Raw genomic sequence first — 16088 nt, 5'->3', positions numbered from 1 at the left:
TGCCACAGCCCGGATGAGCCCTCGCGGCCCCAACCAGGTTGCTAGGCCTTGGGGGTGGCGATGGCCCTGGCCGCCGCCACCTCCTGGCGCAGGGGTTCCAGGACGCTGTCCTTGGGCCCCACGGTGAAGTCGGGGCGCACCTCCTCCAGTACGTCCGAGGCGCGCAGGCCCGCCGCCAACTCCCGGAGCTCACGGGCGATCTCGGTGATCTCGTCGGCCGCCGCCGGCGGGGCACCGTGCCGGATGCGCACGCGGGCCGCGGTCGTGGCGTCCAGGATCCGCTCGACGGCGACGACCAGCGGCCACCAGGCGGCGGCCCGGGCGCCGGTCGGTGGGGGTTCGGTCAGCGCCCGCTGGAACTCGGAGCGGATGACCGACAGGTCGCGGTACAGGCGCCGGCGCTGGCGGGCCCGCTCGGCGGCGCCCGCGGTGTCGCCGAAGGCGCACTCCACGTACCCGGCGCTGTCCGCGACGGCGTCGGCGAGCCGGTCCCCGATGCGCGTGCCCCAGCTCTCCGGCCAGAGCAGGTAGCCGGCGACGAGGGCGATGGCGCAGCCGAGCAGGCTGTCGACCAGGCGGGGCACGACCAGCCCGAGGCCCTGGTGGTTGAGGATGTCGGAGAGCAGCAGGATGACCGGGGTGATGGCCGCCGTCTGGTAGCCGTAGCCCCGGGTGGTCAGGGCCGGGATGAGCGGGGCGAGGAGCATCATCACGGGCACGTCCCACCAGCCGTGCGGCACCTGCGTGAGGACGGCCGCGGCGACGACCAGGCCCGCGGCGGTACCGAGGGCGCGCAGGACGGCGCGCGAGAAGACCGAGCCGAAGTCGGGCTTGAGGACGAAGGTGACGGTGAGGGCCACCCAGTACGACCGGGGGACGTCGATCAGGGAGACCAGGGCCTGCGCGATGCCGATGCACAGGGCGAGGCGCAGGCCGTAGCGCCAGGAGGCGCCGGACAGGACGACGTTGCGGGCGGCGCGCCGGGCCCGTACGCGCAGGGCGGCGGGCTTGCCGAGCCGGTCGTCGCTGTCGATGACGCCGAGCGGGTCGGGGTCGCTCAGGGTTTCCGCCGCGTGCCGCACGGCGTGGTCGAGGGCGCGGGCGGCGTGGTCGCCGGGCTCGGGCAGCCGGATCGTCTCCGGGGCCGGGGCGGGCGGTTCGGCGTGGCCGCCGTGCTCCACCGCCTCCGCCAGGGCGCGCACCGCGCCGGGGACGGCGGAGGGGAGGCGTCCGCAGGTGTGGCGGGCGCCGAGGTGGGTGGCGGGGGCGGCCTCGATGATCGGGGTGAGGGCGTTCAGCTGGGCGACGAGCCGGACGAGGTCGGGGTTGCGGCCGTGGTCGCGGGCGCGCCGGGCGAGGACGAGGTCGTAGCTCTGGTTGAGCGAGGCCGTGACGGTGGCGCGGGCGTCGTCGTAGGCGTCGGTGCCCGCCGCGTCGAGGAGGGCGGCCACCGCGCGGTAGGAGGCGGCGACGGCGGCGCGTTCGGGGATGCCGGAGCGCAGCGGCCAGGCGAGCAGGCCGAGCGCGAGGACCAGCAGGCCGCCGCCGGTCATCAGGGCCGGGGCCAGCCACCACGGGCCGGGCATGGGCAGCCCGGCGCCGACGACGCAGTTCAGCAGCAGGAGCAGCCCGCCGACGGAGGCGACGGCCCCGATCGTCGACATCATCCCGGAGACGAGCGCCACGAACGTGACCGCGCCGACCGCCACCCAGCCGTGCCCGAAGACGAGCGAGCCGAGGGTGACGCCGAGGGCGCCGAAGAGCTGCGGCACGGCGATGTTGAGGACGCGCATGCGGTAGGCGTCGGCGGTGTCGCCGATGACGCCGGAGAGCGCGCCCATCGACGCGAGCGCGCCGTACGCCGGCCGCCCGGTGAGGATGCCAACGGCGAGGGGCAGTGCCATGGCGACACAGGCGCGGGCGACGGCCGCCCAGGGGATGGGCGCGGACTGCGGTCTGAGGGAGCGGACCAGCCAGTCGGGCGGGGTCAGCGGGCGCGGGGGCCGGGGGCCGCGTGGAACCGGAGGTGCGCTGGGGGTCTCACGAGGCATGAGCCCATTATCGGTGGAGCGTGAGAGTGACGACGAGCGCGCGGTGGTCGGTGGCGCCGAGCTCCAGGAAGCGGGTGCCGCGGGCCGCGAAGTCCGGGGTGACCAGGACGTGGTCGATCTGCGCGCCGAGCGGTGCGGGCAGGGCGGTGGGCCAGCTGGGGGTGCGTGAGGCGCCGTCGAGCCGGGCGGCGTCACGCAGGCCGCCGCCGTGCAGGAGCGAGCGGAAGGCGGCGTGGTCCTGGGTGGCGTTGAAGTCGCCGGCGACGATGGTGGAGCGGCCCTTGCCGGCGGCGGCGTACTTCTCGATGGCCTTCAGCTCCTTGCGCCACACGGCCACCTGGCGGGGCATCGGGGGCATGGGGTGTGCGAGCTGTACGCGTACGGGGTGGCCCTTGACGTCGGCCACGGCGCCGGGCATGCCGAGGGTGGCGTCGATGCCGGGCGCGGGCTTCAGGGGGACCTTGGCGAGGAGGACGGAACCCTCCGGGCCGTACGCGTCGACCGACTCGCGGTAGGGGTAGTCGGCGCGGGGCAGCTTCTCGCGGAGGGTCGCGGAGCAGGCGTGATCGCACTCCTCGACGAAGAGCAGGTCGGGCTGCTCCGCGCGGACGGCGCGGATGAGCCCCGCCGTCTCCCGGCCGTACTCGATGTTGGCCGCCATGACGCGCAGCTCGGCGACGGCCTTCCCCTCCGGGGGGTCGGAGGTGCCGTAGGGCTCCATGTACCAGGCGAGCAGGGCGAGTACGGCGACGCCCCACACCATGCCGGTGCGCCATCGGGCGAGGGCGGCGAGGAGGAGGCCGACGGCGGCGGGGACGAGCAGCCAGGGCAGGAAGGCGAGGATCTGGGGTACGGGGGTGAGGCCGTCGGAGTCGGCGACGCGGAAGCCGAGGATGGCGGTGACGCCGAGCAGCAACGCGCCGCCCAGCCATGCGGCGCCGGCGCCTCTTCCTCGCCGGGGGGCGTCTGCTTCCCTCGCGTCCGAATCGGCGTCACGACTGACGGTCACGCTGCGCAAGCTCACCCTCTCCTCACTCCCGGCGGTTCACCCTGGGCATCTTCCCTCATGGACGCTGGAGCCGATCACGCGCGTGCGGGTGCGTGGGTGGTTGCTCGCGCAGTTCCCCGCGCCCCTTGAGGGGCCGTCTGTCGCGTGCGGGTCGCGCGTGGCTGTTCGCGCAGTTCCCCGCGCCCCTTAAGGGGTCGTCTGTCGCGTGCGACTGGTCGGTGGTTGCTCGCGCAGTTCCCCGCGCCCCTACGGGGGCTACGCCCCACCAGAAACGCGGGGAACGACACCCCCACCCCCATCGAAGCCGCAGGCAAGGGGCGGGTCGGGCCCCCCTCCAGGGGCGCGGGGAACTGCGCAAACAACCACCGAGATGCCACAGGTGGAAGACGGGTTGGGCCACCTTCCAGGGGCGCGGGGAACTGCGCGAGGACCACAGCGGTGCCGCAGGTAAAGGGCGGGTCGAGCCCCCTTCCAGGGGCGCGGGGAACTGCGCGAACAACCACAGAGATGCCACAGGTGGAAGACGGGTTGGGCCACCTTCCAGGGGCGCGGGGAACTGCGCGAGGACCACAGCGGTGCCGCAGGTAAAGGGCGGGTCGAGCCCCCTTCCAGGGGCGCGGGGAACTGCGCGAACAACCAGCGATGCCGCAGGCAGAAGGCGGGGCGGGTCCCTGTCAGGGGGCCTGCGCGACCCCCACCCGCCCGCGCGTCGCTAACGGAAGGCGTGGGAATCGGGGGAACAGCCACCCCCCGACCCCCACCAGCACCCCCACCCCCACCACCGCCCAAGAGGACCCCCGCAAGGACGCCGTCAGGGCGTCGTACACCGCCCCCGCCGCCCCCCGCGAGACATCCGACGGAAGGTCACCGAGCGTCAACCCCCGCCCCACCGCCACGCCCCCCAGCAACAGCCCCGCCGCGAGCCCCGCGCCCAGCGCCATGGCGATGACCGCCCGTCGCCGCGACAGGGCGAGAAGGACGCCGGCGACCGCGAGGACGACCGCGCCGGCCGGCACCCACGGCCCCGCCACCCGCAGCACCGTGAAGACCCGCCGCAACCACCCGAGGTCGTCGGAGGACCGCAGCACCGTGACCTCGGCGTGCCGCACGGGAATCCGCGAGGCGAACGGCACCCCGTCGTCCGAGAGTTGCCGCTTGATCCGCTGCGTGATGGGCGCGAGGTCGATGGTGACGGCCCCGTCGGCGTCGCCCCGGGCCCGCCGCACGGCGTCGTACGCGGCCCGGTTCGCCGCCTCCCAGGCGGTCCGGTAGGCGGCGGTGCCGGTGAAGGACCCCGCCGCGTCCCGTACGAACGTCGTGACCGTGCCCTGGAGCGGCCCCACGTCGACCTCCGCCATGACCGCGCCGGTGACCGCGTCCGCGACCGCGGCCCGCACCGCGGGGTCGGAGGCGAGCGGCGCCATGGTGGCGACGTAGTTGTCCTCGTCCCCGATCTCGTACCGCGTCCAGGTGGAGAGCGCGCCGAGGGGGACGAGGAGGCAGGCGAGGACGAGGAGGACGGCGGACAGGGGGCTGCGGACGCTGCGGGGCACGCCTTCCAGGCAAGGCCCCGCCCCCGGGGCGCGCGAGCGGTGCGACTGCATATGGGGCAACGGCGTCAGCCCCCGGGGCCGACGGTTCCGGTGGAGCAGTCGGCCGAACGGGTGTTTCCTGGATGAGGGGACGAGGAGGCCGATCATGCGAATCGCTCTGACCCTGGGGGCGGCCTGCGCGGCAGCCGTACTGACCGCCGGGGCCGCCGGAACCACCGCGACCGCCGCCACCGCGGGAGCAGCCGTCACCACCACGACGGCGCCCGCCGCGAGCCCCGCGCACAACGGCGGCGGAGTCATCTGGGGCACCGTCGTCTCCGGACCCGACCTGAAGGTCCGCGACGAGCCGAACACCGGCGGCCGGATCGTCGAGAAGCTGCCGCCCGGCAGTCAGGACCGCGTCGAGTGCGCCACGCACGGCACGGTCGTGCACGGGAACCCCGACTGGTACTGGCTGACCGGCGCCCGTGGCTGGGTGAGCGCGGCGTACGTCGACACCGGTGGCCGCCACGTACCGAGCTGCTCCGCCCCCGAGGACCCGTGCCCGCAGTGGCGCGACCGGGACTGCCACCACGACCCGTGCGTGAACCGCGACCACTGACGCGCGCGTACGCACGTACGTACGCACACGCAGCCACGTAGAAGGGAACCGTCATGGCACACGCCGCACCCCTCCGCCCGACGCGCCGACCGGGCCACTCAGGCCGCTCGGCCCGCTCCAGGGCGGCCACGACCCCCGCCACCCGCTGGGCGGGCCTCGCCCTGCTCATGGGCGTCGTCTACGGCCTGTGGGCCTGCGCGATCGACCGCGACGGAGGGCCGATCACGACGGGGAACGTCCTGCTCGGCGTGGTCACGGGCCTCGTCTTCGCCGCGCTGATGTTCGCCGTGCACCGGATGGCACACGCGCTGCCCCGCGAACTGCGCTCCCTGTCCTGGGCGGTGTTCGCGGGGGTCACGTTCGGCTTCCTGTGCAGCCTGGGCGGAGTGGGCGTGCTGCGGTGCACGGTGCTGGCGCTGCTGATCGCCGGGGGCGTTTTCGCGGTGACGTTCTACCGCTACTACACGACCGAGTGACCGAACGCCGCACGACCGCTACCCGACCGAGGAGCCGCACGACCGCTACCCGACCGAGGAGCCGCACGACCGCTACCCGACCGACGAGCCGGACAACCGCTGGCCGACGGAGGCGCCCGACCGCTCCGCCCGCCCCAACCGGTACGCGGCCACCAGCGCCGCGACGAGGACCAGCGCCGCGTTGACCGCGACCGCCGTGCCCACCCCGGAGAGCACCGCCCCCGGCGAGGCACCCGCACCGGAGCCGCTCCCCGTCCGGGTGGCGACGATCGCGCTCATCACCGGGATGCCGAGGGTGATGCCGACCTGCTGGGTCATCGTGGCGAGCCCGGTGGCGAGCCCCTGCTGGGAGTCCGGCAGGCCGGACGTGGCGGTGACCATGAAGGCGACGATCAGCAGCATGTTGCCGACACCGCCGACGAAGGTCGCCGCGAGGAGCAGCCAGATCCAGCCGCCGGAGGTGCCGAGCGCGACGAGGGAGACGGTGGCCGCGGCCTGGACCGCGCCGCCGCCGAGGATCGTGGCCCGGCCCCCGAACCGGCTCACCACCCGCCCGCCGAGCAGCCCGCCGGCCACCGTGCCGAGGCCGAGCACGCCGAAGGCGAGTCCGGTGGCGAGGGCGGAGTGGCCGAGGACCCGCTGGAGGTAGAGCGTCAGGAGGAACACCAGCGAGGTCTCCGTGGCGAAGGCGACGAGGCCCGCCGCGTTGCCCCAGACGACCGTGGGGCGCCGCATGATGCGTACGGGGACCAGGGGCGCGGCCGAGCGCCGCTCCACGCACCAGAAGGCGACGAGCAGAACCGCCCCCGCGCTCAGCGCGGCGCGGGCCACGGGGTCGCCCCAGCCGCTCTCGCCGGCCCGCGTCAGCCCGTACACGAGGGCGAGCAGGCCGCCGGTGACGGTCACCGCGCCGGGTACGTCGAGCCGGTGCCGGCACACGATGCGCGAGTCGGTGAGGAGGGCGGGCGCGAGGGCGACGACGGCGGCCGCCACCGGCACGTTGACGAGGAACGCCCAGCGCCAGGAGAGCAGGTCGGTCAGGAGCCCCCCGAGGAGCGCGCCGGTGGTGAAACCGGCGGACATCAGCGCGCCGTTGAGCCCGAGCGCCCGGTCCCGCTGGGGCCCCTCGCGGAACGCCGTGGTGAGCAGCGCGAGTCCGGCGGGGGTGACGGCCGCCGTGGCGAGGCCCTGCAACACCCGGGCGGTGAGCAGGACTTCGGGGGAGCCGGCGAGGCCGCCGAGCGCCGAGGAGAGGCCGAGGAGCGCCATGCCGCCGATGAAGAGCCGCTTGCGTCCGAAGAGGTCGGCCACCCGCCCGAACAGCAGGGTGAAGCCGGCCGCCGCGAGGGCGAAGGCGGTGGCGACCCACTGGAGGTGGGCGAGGGAGAATCCGAGCCCCGCCCCGACGGCGGGGAGGGCGACGTTCAGGATGGAGAAGTCCACGGCGACCATGAACTGCGAGCCGAGCAGCAGGACGAGCACGAGCCGCTGCCGCCGGGTCATGCCCCCGGCCCCCCGTCTCTCCCCGCCCACGGACAACGCCCCCTCACCGACACGGGCACCGGCACCCGTACCGACACCCGTACCGGCGCTCACAGCTCCCCCAGCTCGACGGCACGCGCCATGGCCCGGTAACCGGCGTCATTCGGGTGCAGGTGGTCCCCGCTGTCGTACTTCGGGGCGATCCGCTCGGGGTCGCCCGGGTCGGCGAGCGCCTTGTCGAGGTCGACGTACGCGTCGTACTCGCCGGACGTACGCACCCATGTGTTGAACGTGTCGCTCACGGCGGCGGCGTGCGGCCCGTAGTGGTCGGAGCCGCCGAGCGGCAGCAGGGTCGCGCCGACGGCCTTCACGCCCTTGGCGTGGGCGGCGCGGATCAGCTTGCGGTGGCCGTCGACGAGCTGCCGGGCGGAGACGGTCGGGGCGGGCTTGTAGGTGGGCTTGTCGGTCTCGCTGAAGCCGATGTCGTTGACGCCTTCGAGGACGAGGACGGTGCCGACGCCGGGCAGGTCGAGGGCGTCCCGCTGGAACCGGCCGAGGCCCTTGTCGCCGTACCAGGCGGAGTCGTTGAGGACCGTGTTGCCGCCGATGCCGGAGTTGAGGACGGGCCGCTGGTCGCCGGCCTGGGCGAGGCGTTCGGCGAGGGCGTCGGACCAGCGGCGGTTCCGGTCGGTGGTGGAGGCGAAGCCGTCGGTGATGGAGTCGCCGAAGAGGACGACGCCGTCGCGCCGGGCGGGCCCGGAACCGCTGACGTCCACGCCGGCGAGGTAGTACCAGGACTCGGTCGACTCGCCGAAGGCCTCGCCGCCCGCGTCGGCGGTGTGGTCGCCGTCCGCGCGGTAGCTGGTGGCGAAGGACTGCGCGTGGAAGGTGGCGGGCCCGGTCGTGGCCGCGAGGTGGAGGGTGACGGTGACGGACTCGAAGGGGTCGAGCCGCAACCCGGCCGCGTCACTGGCCAGTTGGCCGCCCGCGGGCACGCTCGCGGAGCGTTTCCCGTCGAAGGTGAGCCGCCGCACCGAGCCCTTGTCGACGGCCGCTCCCTTCGTCGTACGGGCGACGGTGGTGCTCGCTATATGCAGCGGCGAGGCCCCGTACGCGTTGGAGAGCCGGATGCGGGCCCTGGTGCCGCCCTCGGTGACGCGAACGACCTGGCGCAGGGTCTGACCGTCGAATCCGGCCTCCGACCAGTTGGCCTTGAACCCGGTGCTGGGCCGCTGCGGGGAGGCCGCCCAGGCGGCGTTCCACCCGGCGGCCTGGCCGCTCGTGGCGGGCGCGGTGGCGTGGGCGCCGGTCAGGACGGCCCCGGCGGTCAGCGCGAGGGCGGCGGCGGTGGCGACGGCGGTCATACGGGCACGCGAAATCATGGCGATCTCCGGGGTGTTGGGAGGAGGGGACCCGACCCGGCACCGCGCCGGACCGACACCCCAAAGATCCGCCGACCGCGATCGCCCATCAAGGGCGATTCATGGAACGATCAACGTGCCTGCGCTTATCGATGCAGGTCACAGGGGGTACAGGGGTATGGGGGCATGGGGGACATGATGGAACGGCAGGAGTTGGAGACCTTCCTGACGCTGGCCGAGGAGCTGCACTTCGGCCGCACCGCCGAACGCCTGCTGCTCTCCCAGGCCCGCGTCAGCCAGACGCTGAAGAAACTGGAGCGCAAGATCGGTGCCCCCCTCTTCGAACGCACCAGCCGAGTGGTGCGGATGTCACCGCTGGGACGGCAGTTGTACGAGGATGTGGCGCCGCTGCACGCCCAGCTGGAGGCGGCCCTGGCGCGCGCGAAGGACGCCGCGCGGGGCGTCGAGGGCGAGCTGAACGTCGGTTTCCTCGGCTCGGGCGCCGGTTCGCTGACCACGCCGATCCTCGCGACGTTCCGCGAGCGCTGCCCGGGCTGCGCGGTGACCATGCGGGAGACGCAGTTCAAGGACCCGCTGGGCGCGCTGCGCGGCGGCGACGTCGACCTGCTCTTCACCTGCCTGCCCGTGCGGGAACCGGACCTCGCGGTCGGCCCCGTCGTCATCGAGGAACCCCGGCTCCTCGCCATGCCGCTGGGCCATCCGCTCGCCGGGCGGACGTCGGTCTCCCTGGAGGAGATGGCGGGCGAGACGTTCTTCGGCGTGGTCAACGGCGCGCCCGCGTACTGGTGGGACTTCCACGTGCCGCCGCGCACGCCGAGCGGCCGGGAGATCCGCCGGGGGCAGGCGGTCGCCTCGTTCCAGGAACTGATGACGCTGGTCGCCACCGGGCAGGGGATCTCGCCGGTGGTCGCCTCCGTGGAGCGGTACTACGCCCGCCCCGACGTCACCTTCGTGCCCCTACGGGATGTCCCGCCGGCGGAGGTGGCCCTGATCCACCGGACCGGCACCACGAGTGCCCGCGTGGACGCGTTCGTCCGGGCCGTCGCGGATGTCGTCGCCGGGAACGGGGGGCCCGCACAGTTTTAGACAGTGTCTTCAAATGATCACCGCTGGCGGATCATGGTGTGGTGATACGTCGTCATGAACTGTCCGATGCTGAGTGGGAGTTCGTCCGGCCGCTGCTGCCCGAGTCGTTGCGGGGGCGTAAGCGGCTGGATGACCGCAGAGCCGCCCGACGCCCGCTGGCTCTCCGGTCAACTGTCCCGGCGCGCGCCGCGTTTCGGTGTGCCGCACCCCGAACGGAGCCGACCCGAACCTTGCCTGCCTCCGGGGCGGCGGCGGTCAGGAGGCCGCTCATGAGACCGGCGGCGAAGGCGGCAGACCGGCCCCACCAGGTTGAGGCAAGGATTCCGTTTCTGGTGGTTCACAGGTGTGCAACCCTCGCGTCACCTCGGCCGTCTCCTCTCTGCGGGCCCTGATCAACCTGATCCGAAGGGCCGCCAGTCTCAGGAGGAACAGTGCGTCGCTCCCTCGTCGTCGCCATCGCGGCCGCCGCCATTGCCGCGCCGCTGGCGGTAGGCACCGCCACCGCGTCCGCAGCGCCTCGGGCGAAGGCGGCCAAGGCCCCGGTCGTCGACTTCAACAAGGACGGGTACGCCGACCTGGCGCTCGGAGCGGCGCACGCGACGGTCGGCGGGAAGCAGGAAGCCGGATACGTGGCCGTGGTGTACGGGTCGAAGGACGGCGCCGACCAGGCACGCCGGAAGGTCGTCGACCGGTCCAGCGCGGGGGTGCCCGGGGACGTCAGCAAGCACGGGGCCTTCGGCCGCGAGCTGACCGCCGCCGACCTGGACGGGGACGGCTACACCGACCTGGTCGTCGGCGCCGGTAAAGGCGGCACCGTGGTGCTGTGGGGCTCCGCCGCCGGGCTCACGGACGCGGCCGCCCGACTGCCGGGCGCGGTCGGCTCCCTGGCCGTCGGCGACTTCGACGGCGACGGGCACCGCGACCTGGTGACGCATGATGACAAGGCCACGCCCGAGCACGGCCTCCCCGGCATGACCGTCTCGTACGGGCCGTTCACGCGCGGCGGCGAGGCGGCCAAGAAGGACGATATCGGGTTCGAACGGTTTCCCGAGCTGGACGGGTTCGTCGCGGGCGACATGGACGGCGACGGCGTCGACGACCTCGTCACCAGCCACAGCTTTGAGGACCTGGCGTTCGGCAGCCGCTTCTGGAAGGGCGGCGCGTCCGGCCTCGGCCACACGTCCAAGGACCTCAAGGCCTCCGTGGGCGGCGCCGTCGCGGACGTGGACGGCGACGGCTACGGCGACTTCGTCACCCGCGACAACGGCCCCTTCGACGACGACAACGAGCGTGACAAGGGCACCGTCCGCGTCGACTACGGCAGCAAGAACGGCCCCGCCGCCACCCGCACCGTGAAGATCACCCAGGACAGCCCGGGCGTCCCGGGCGTGGGTGAGGACGGCGACCAGTTCGGCGCCTCGATCAGCGCGGGCGACGTCAACGGCGACGGCTACGCCGACATCGCCGTCGGCGTCCCCGGCGAGGACGTCACCGCGAGCGGCAAGAACATCCGGGACAGCGGCAACGTCGTCCTGCTCAAGGGCGCCAGGAGCGGCCTCGGCGGCAAGGGCGCCCAGTCCTTCACCCAGACCACGCCCGGCGTCCCCGGCGCCTCCGAGAAGGGCGACAAGTTCGGCGCCGAGGTCTCGCTCGCCGACGTCAACGGCGACAAGAAGGCCGACCTGACCGTCACCGCCCCCGGGGAGGACGGCACGTACCGGGACTCCGGTGCCGCCTGGGTGTTCAAGGGCGCGGCCACCGGCCTGACGACGGCCGGGATCAGCTCCTTCGACCCGGCCGCGCTAGGCGCCCCGGAGAAGGACGCCCGCCTGGGCTCGCGCCTGGCGGGCTAGCGGCCGGCGCTGTCCGGGCGGTCCGTGCACAGCGCCCAGATCACGAAGACGCCGATCGCGATCGAGACCAGCGCCCACAGCGGCGTGTACGGCAGCCACAGGAACTGCGCGACGATGCTGAGCGCCGCCAGTGCCACGCCCGCCGCCTTCGCCCAGCTCGCGCCGGTCAGGATGCCCCAGCCGACGACGGCGACGACGATGCCGAGCACCAGGTGGATCCAGCCCCACGTGGACAGGTTGAACTTGTACACGTAGTCGCCGATACGTTCGTACACGTCGTCCTTGGCGATGCCCGCGATCCCGGCGAACACGCCGAGCAGGCCGTTCACCAGCATCAGCACACCGGCGAACACCGTGCCGCCGGTCGTCCACACCGCCTTCTGGCCGCCGCGGTGGTCCGGCTTCCCGTGATCGGTCACGCTGCTCATGGCCACCCCACCTCTCGCTGTCGGGACCCACAGCGTGTGCCGGGCCGCCGGGCGCGGCGACCGGACGTACTCCGAACGAGTGACCCGGAGGCTTGCGGATTCCCGCCACTCGGCCGGAGCGGCGTGGTTACGCTGGGCGACAGCGTCAGTACGCCGTGTCCGTGCGTTCGAGCCCGGGGGAGTCCGTCCCATGGTCCACAACACCGAACTCGACCCCAGCGCCTCGCCGCTGGACTACTACGGCGCGGAACTGCGCCGCCTGCGGGAGTCCGCCGGCCTCAAACAGTCCGAGCTGGGCGGGTGCATCTTCTGTACGGGGTCCCTGGTCGGCCAGATCGAGACCGCGCGGAAGGTCCCCACGAGGGATTTCTCCGAGCGGGTGGACGCGGCGCTGGGCACGGACGGCGTCTTCTCCCGCCTGGTGGGCCTCGTCCTGCGCAGCCAGTTGCCCCACTGGTTCCAGGCCTACGCGGAGATGGAGGCGCGGGCAACTTTCATCTCCACGTACCAGTGTCAGTTGGTGTACGGCCTGCTGCAGACCGAGGAGTACGCGCGGTCGATCCTGCAGGTTGAGCACAAGGACAGGCTGGACGAGCTGGTGGCCGCTCGGATGGACCGCCAGCGCATCCTGCACCGGGACACGCCGCCCGCCCTGTTCGTCGTACTCGACGAGGCGGCCCTGTACCGGCAGGTGGGGGGCCGGGACATCATGCGGGAGCAGCTCGCTCACCTGTTGAGCTACCGTGACAGCTCCTGGTTGCACCTACAGGTACTGCCGTTCTCGGTGGGTCAACATGCTGCGGTGATGGGCTCGTTCAACGTCCTGCGCTTCAACGACGACCCTGACTTGTTCTACTCGGAAAGCTACGACTCGGGTCACATGACGGCCAATCCGCAAGTGATCAGGGAGCGTTCGCTCGGTTACGCTCGCCTGCAAGGCTCGGCCCTCTCACGGGAGGAGTCAGCCACGCTGATCGCTCGCGTGATGGAGGAACGGTATGGGGACCAGCCAGGACTTGACACTCGCGCGATGGCGTAAGTCGTCCTACAGCGGCAGCAGCGGCGGCGACTGCGTCGAATGTGCCCCCCTCGGCAGCGAGGCCTGGCGTAAGTCGACATACAGCGGCAACACAGGCGGCGAATGCCTCGAATTCGCTCCCGCCCAGTGCAACGGCACCGTTGCCATACGGGACAGCAAGAACCCCGGGGGCCCCGCCCTCACCATCGCGACCCCCGCGTTCACGCGATTCGTGGGCGCCGCCGCTAACGGAGATCTGCCGCGACCCGCGAGGTAATCGCGGAGGCCATGCGGCGGACGCCCGGCGACCGTGTCGGGCAGGGCCGGGACTTGGGCGTGGTCGGCGCCAGACAGAAGTGCAGGTAGTCGTCGCTCCGGTGGAGCGCGGTGCGGCCACGCGCCGGGTCCGTGCAGTATGCGGGGTGCTTCACCTCGTACGAGGTGCACGGCAGCGTCCCGGCCCACGTGTACCGCGCGGAGGCCGGGGCGACGGCCTTGCCCGCGTCGGCGAGGAGCCCGCCGCCCGCGCGGACCTGCGCCTCGTAGAGGCCGTTGACGCGGCGCACGCGGTCGGGCGTGATCGGGTCGGGGCCCTGGAGGACCCACACGACGCGCGGCCGCCCGCTCCCGCCGCCGGCGGCGTCGATCTGCGCGGCGAGCGCACGCGCGTCCGCCGCGTACCGGTCGAAGTACTTCTCGCGGGCCTCGGCGTACGTGATGCCGTCCATGCACGGCGTGTAGCCCCACGCGTTGCCCCAGAACTGGAGCACCACGTAGTCGGGCCGCTCGGCGCGGACCAGGGCGGCGGCCTTGTCCCGGTCGGGGACGAGGGAGTCCTTGCCGGTGCCTTCCAGGTAGTCGCAGAGGGTGGTGCCCGAGTAGGGGGCGCTGCGGTAGTGGGCGCCGAGGCGGTCCTTGAGCAAGGCACCGAGGACGTCCTGGTTCTCCATGGCGAGGGAGTCGCCGAGGTAGAGGACCTTCGGGGCCTTGCGCGGGGGCTTCGCGGCGGCGCCCCGACGGGGAGCGGGGGCCGGGTCACCGGCGTCGGAGGGCTTGGCGTGGGCGGAGCGCCCGGGGTTCTCGGGGAGGGGCGCGGCGGCCCGCGTCTCGCCGCCGGACCCGGGATCCCCGCACCCGGCCAGCAGCAGCGCGCCCGCCAGCACCCCCGCGCCCACACCCGTGCCCCACAGCCTTCGCACCCGCGACTCCCGCCCCAGACAGCCGAAACGGCCCTCAGGCAAGCACACGGGTGAGGCCGGTGGAAGGCGTCGGCCCGCCAAGTACGGTCAGCTCAGCGCGGCCGGTTTCGTCCGCTGGGCGCGTTCGGCGCGCGCGAAGTGGCGTGCCAGGGCGTGGAAGGACTCCTTCGGCTCCCAATGCCAGCGCGAGGCGGGGTCGTCGGGGTGATCCCGTACGGATTTGGTGATGCTGTAGCCCGCCATGTCGAGGTCGTGGAGCCGGTCGGGGTGGTGCGGGGAGTCGGGGGCGACGAAGGTGTAGACAAGGGCGGCGTGCAGCGCCATGGAATCGAAGGCGCCGAAGACGTCCAGGAGATAGGCGGCCTGCGTGCCCTCGCTGCGCTTCAGGTCCCCGATGATCTCCGGGGGCTCCTTGGTGTAGTCCACGACGTCGTGCCAGCCCATGCCGCCTCGCTCGGGCGCGCCCTCGTACGTGCACGTGCCGCACTCGGTGATCGCCACGGGCTTGCCCCAACGCCCGTACGGGGTGAGCTCCTTGACGTAGGCGGAGCGGTCGCGGTGGTAGGCGTAGTAGTTGACGCTGACGATGTCGAAGAGGGCCCAGTCGACGTCGTCGTCCTGCGCGGCGCCGTAGGTGAGCGGCCCGTGGAAGACGGAACGGCCGACCCGGGCGGCCCGCGCGATGAACTCACGCAGCTTGCGGACCATGTGCGCCGGGTCGTAGTTGCCCTTCAGGATGTTGTCGACGCGCTCCACGGCGTTGGCGCCGGGCACGATCCCGGGGACGTACAGCAGGAACTCGCAGCCCACGCTGAGGTACACGCGGGCGCCCTGTCGGCGCAGGCGTTCCGCGTGGCGGCCGGTCTCCGCGAGGTGGTCGAGGATGTCCCGCTCCGGTACGTCGCCGAGGCGCGGCTGGAGCCAGACGTGCAGGCCGCGTTCGGCGGCCTCGGTGGCGGTGGCGGCGAGGCGTGCGACGCCGTCGCCGAAGACGGAGACGGTGTTGGCGTGCAGGTCCTCGCGGATCGCCCGCAGGTCGGCGCGCATGCGGGGGGCCGTCCAGCGGGTGGCGGGGGACTCGCCGTCACCGACCTCGTAGCAGACGCCCCGGTAGGTGAGACCGCGCGGCTTCGTGGCGGGGGCGGCGGGTGTCGCCGGGGTGGCGGGTGGTGCCGGGGTGGCCGTTCCGGTGGCCGCGCGGGCCGGGCGGGTGGTGACGGTGGCGCCCAGCGCGCCGCCGGCCGCCACCGCCCCCGCCGCCGTGATGAACCGGGCCCTGCTGATCGCTTCGTTCCGCACTGTGCCTCCCGTGGTGTCGGGCCACCAGCCTGGCGGCCCGCCCCCACGCCGCCCTACGGCCGAAGGTCTATCGCCCGTCGGCCGAAGGGCTGCCCGCGACGGTCCGTGCGTCGCGGTGCCGTCGCGGAAGCGTGGCGCTAGCGCGCCACGAACTGCGTCAGGATCGCCTGGACCTCGTAGATGTCGACGCCCTTGGTGAACGTCTTCTGGAGCGGCGTCGGGCTGCCGGAGATCCAGATCTTCAGCTCCGCGTCGAGGTCGAAGTGCCCGGCCGTCTCCACGGAGAAGTGCGTGATGCTGCGGTACGGCACCGAGTGGTACTCGACCTTCTTGCCGGTTATCCCCTGCTTGTCGACCATGATCAGCCGACGGTCGGTGAACAGCATCGTGTCGCGTATCAGCAGGTACGCGGCGTGCACCTGCTCGCCGTGACCGAGCAGCCGCGCGTACTCGCCCTGCGCCTTGGACGGATCGATGGTGTGCGCGTTCCCGAAAAGTGCCATGTGTGGCCCCCCACTGTGTGGACCCACCAGCTGGTAGGTCTGCCTTGCCCAAACCCTAACCGGGGCCTGGCCGGGGTCCGGCGGAAGTCACGTACCCCCGTTCGAACACCTCGGTGAAGCTCTGCCCACGGCTTGGCGGTGGGTCTGC

The 16088-nt window shown here is 73.1% G+C and carries 15 protein-coding genes; 6 read left to right on the top strand and 9 right to left on the bottom strand.

Going from position 1 to position 16088, the window contains the following annotated elements:
* Positions 1–41: 41 nt before the first annotated feature.
* From ACZ5GP_RS13585 to ACZ5GP_RS13575, 3 genes are all read right to left on the bottom strand, one after another.
* Complete coding sequence (locus ACZ5GP_RS13585; RefSeq protein WP_468751008.1) at positions 42–2051, bottom strand: FUSC family protein; 2010 nt, start codon at positions 2049–2051, stop codon at positions 42–44.
* Positions 2052–2058: 7 nt separating this feature from the next.
* Positions 2059–3060 carry an endonuclease/exonuclease/phosphatase family protein gene (locus ACZ5GP_RS13580; protein ID WP_468751007.1) on the bottom strand — a complete coding sequence of 334 codons (1002 nt, stop codon included), beginning with the start codon at positions 3058–3060 and terminating at the stop codon, positions 2059–2061.
* Positions 3061–3734: 674 nt separating this feature from the next.
* Complete coding sequence (locus ACZ5GP_RS13575; protein WP_468751006.1) at positions 3735–4613, bottom strand: hypothetical protein; 879 nt, start codon at positions 4611–4613, stop codon at positions 3735–3737.
* A 145-nt stretch (positions 4614–4758) separates the two neighbouring features.
* On the opposite strand from ACZ5GP_RS13575, the gene ACZ5GP_RS13570 reads away from it, so the two are divergent.
* Together ACZ5GP_RS13570 and ACZ5GP_RS13565 are read left to right on the top strand one after the other, a co-directional pair.
* Positions 4759–5214, top strand: coding sequence for an SH3 domain-containing protein (locus ACZ5GP_RS13570; RefSeq protein WP_468751005.1), 456 nt, complete (start codon positions 4759–4761; stop codon positions 5212–5214).
* Positions 5215–5267: 53 nt separating this feature from the next.
* The gene (locus ACZ5GP_RS13565) at positions 5268–5690 is read left to right on the top strand and encodes a hypothetical protein (protein WP_468751004.1); all 423 of its coding nucleotides are present in this window, start codon (positions 5268–5270) and stop codon (positions 5688–5690) included.
* Between the two features lie 72 nt (positions 5691–5762).
* On the opposite strand, the gene ACZ5GP_RS13560 is transcribed toward ACZ5GP_RS13565, so the two are convergent.
* Together ACZ5GP_RS13560 and ACZ5GP_RS13555 are read right to left on the bottom strand one after the other, a co-directional pair.
* Positions 5763–7193 (bottom strand): MFS transporter, encoded by a 1431-nt coding sequence (locus ACZ5GP_RS13560; protein WP_468751003.1) that lies wholly within the window; start codon positions 7191–7193, stop codon positions 5763–5765.
* 89 nt (positions 7194–7282) lie between these two features.
* Positions 7283–8536, bottom strand: a complete 1254-nt coding sequence (locus ACZ5GP_RS13555; RefSeq protein WP_468751002.1) for an SGNH/GDSL hydrolase family protein — start codon at positions 8534–8536, stop codon at positions 7283–7285.
* 183 nt (positions 8537–8719) lie between these two features.
* Here ACZ5GP_RS13555 and ACZ5GP_RS13550 point away from each other — a divergent pair, with 183 nt between their 5' ends.
* Both ACZ5GP_RS13550 and ACZ5GP_RS13545 read left to right on the top strand, forming a co-directional pair.
* The gene (locus ACZ5GP_RS13550; RefSeq protein ID WP_468751001.1) at positions 8720–9640 is read left to right on the top strand and encodes a LysR family transcriptional regulator; all 921 of its coding nucleotides are present in this window, start codon (positions 8720–8722) and stop codon (positions 9638–9640) included.
* Between the two features lie 431 nt (positions 9641–10071).
* A complete protein-coding gene (locus ACZ5GP_RS13545) occupies positions 10072–11493 on the top strand; it encodes an FG-GAP and VCBS repeat-containing protein (protein ID WP_468751000.1) in 1422 nt (473 codons plus the stop codon).
* Here ACZ5GP_RS13545 and ACZ5GP_RS13540 read toward each other — a convergent pair.
* Entirely contained in the window at positions 11490–11921 is a 432-nt protein-coding gene (locus tag ACZ5GP_RS13540; protein ID WP_468750999.1) for a DUF7144 family membrane protein, read from the bottom strand. The genes ACZ5GP_RS13545 and ACZ5GP_RS13540 overlap by 4 nt on opposite strands.
* A gap of 190 nt (positions 11922–12111) precedes the next feature.
* Between ACZ5GP_RS13540 and ACZ5GP_RS13535 the strand changes: the two genes are divergently transcribed.
* Entirely contained in the window at positions 12112–12960 is an 849-nt protein-coding gene (locus ACZ5GP_RS13535) for a helix-turn-helix domain-containing protein (protein WP_468750998.1), read from the top strand.
* Positions 12920–13216, top strand: coding sequence for a DUF397 domain-containing protein (locus ACZ5GP_RS13530; protein WP_468750997.1), 297 nt, complete (start codon positions 12920–12922; stop codon positions 13214–13216). Before ACZ5GP_RS13535 ends, ACZ5GP_RS13530 begins: the two co-directional genes overlap by 41 nt.
* Here ACZ5GP_RS13530 and ACZ5GP_RS13525 read toward each other — a convergent pair.
* The 3 genes from ACZ5GP_RS13525 to ACZ5GP_RS13515 form a co-directional block, all read right to left on the bottom strand.
* Positions 13185–14138, bottom strand: a complete 954-nt coding sequence (locus ACZ5GP_RS13525; RefSeq protein WP_468750996.1) for an SGNH/GDSL hydrolase family protein — start codon at positions 14136–14138, stop codon at positions 13185–13187. The two genes, ACZ5GP_RS13530 and ACZ5GP_RS13525, sit on opposite strands and share 32 nt — an antisense overlap.
* An 87-nt stretch (positions 14139–14225) precedes the next feature.
* A complete protein-coding gene (locus ACZ5GP_RS13520) occupies positions 14226–15437 on the bottom strand; it encodes an abortive phage infection protein (RefSeq protein WP_468750995.1) in 1212 nt (403 codons plus the stop codon).
* Positions 15438–15574: 137 nt separating this feature from the next.
* Positions 15575–15940, bottom strand: coding sequence for a PH domain-containing protein (locus ACZ5GP_RS13515; RefSeq protein WP_468750994.1), 366 nt, complete (start codon positions 15938–15940; stop codon positions 15575–15577).
* Between the last annotated feature and the right edge of the window lie 148 nt (positions 15941–16088).

Source organism: Streptomyces sp. NPDC031466 (assembly GCF_055581265.1).
Note: the sequence above shows the minus strand (reverse complement) of the source record. Positions and strands in the feature narration are given on the sequence as shown.

Bases quoted from the DNA above. Each gene is read 5' to 3' on its own strand.
- ACZ5GP_RS13535 (WP_468750998.1), top strand. From the start codon at position 12,112: ATGGTCCACAACACCGAACTCGACCCCAGCGCCTCGCCGCTGGACTAC.
- ACZ5GP_RS13570 (WP_468751005.1), top strand. From the start codon at position 4,759: ATGCGAATCGCTCTGACCCTGGGGGCGGCCTGCGCGGCAGCCGTACTG.
- ACZ5GP_RS13560 (WP_468751003.1), bottom strand. From the start codon at position 7,193: ATGACCCGGCGGCAGCGGCTCGTGCTCGTCCTGCTGCTCGGCTCGCAG.
- ACZ5GP_RS13515 (WP_468750994.1), bottom strand. From the start codon at position 15,940: ATGGCACTTTTCGGGAACGCGCACACCATCGATCCGTCCAAGGCGCAG.
- ACZ5GP_RS13540 (WP_468750999.1), bottom strand. From the start codon at position 11,921: ATGAGCAGCGTGACCGATCACGGGAAGCCGGACCACCGCGGCGGCCAG.
- ACZ5GP_RS13565 (WP_468751004.1), top strand. From the start codon at position 5,268: ATGGCACACGCCGCACCCCTCCGCCCGACGCGCCGACCGGGCCACTCA.
- ACZ5GP_RS13585 (WP_468751008.1), bottom strand. From the start codon at position 2,051: ATGCCTCGTGAGACCCCCAGCGCACCTCCGGTTCCACGCGGCCCCCGG.
- ACZ5GP_RS13555 (WP_468751002.1), bottom strand. From the start codon at position 8,536: ATGACCGCCGTCGCCACCGCCGCCGCCCTCGCGCTGACCGCCGGGGCC.
- ACZ5GP_RS13550 (WP_468751001.1), top strand. From the start codon at position 8,720: ATGGGGGACATGATGGAACGGCAGGAGTTGGAGACCTTCCTGACGCTG.
- ACZ5GP_RS13530 (WP_468750997.1), top strand. From the start codon at position 12,920: ATGGGGACCAGCCAGGACTTGACACTCGCGCGATGGCGTAAGTCGTCC.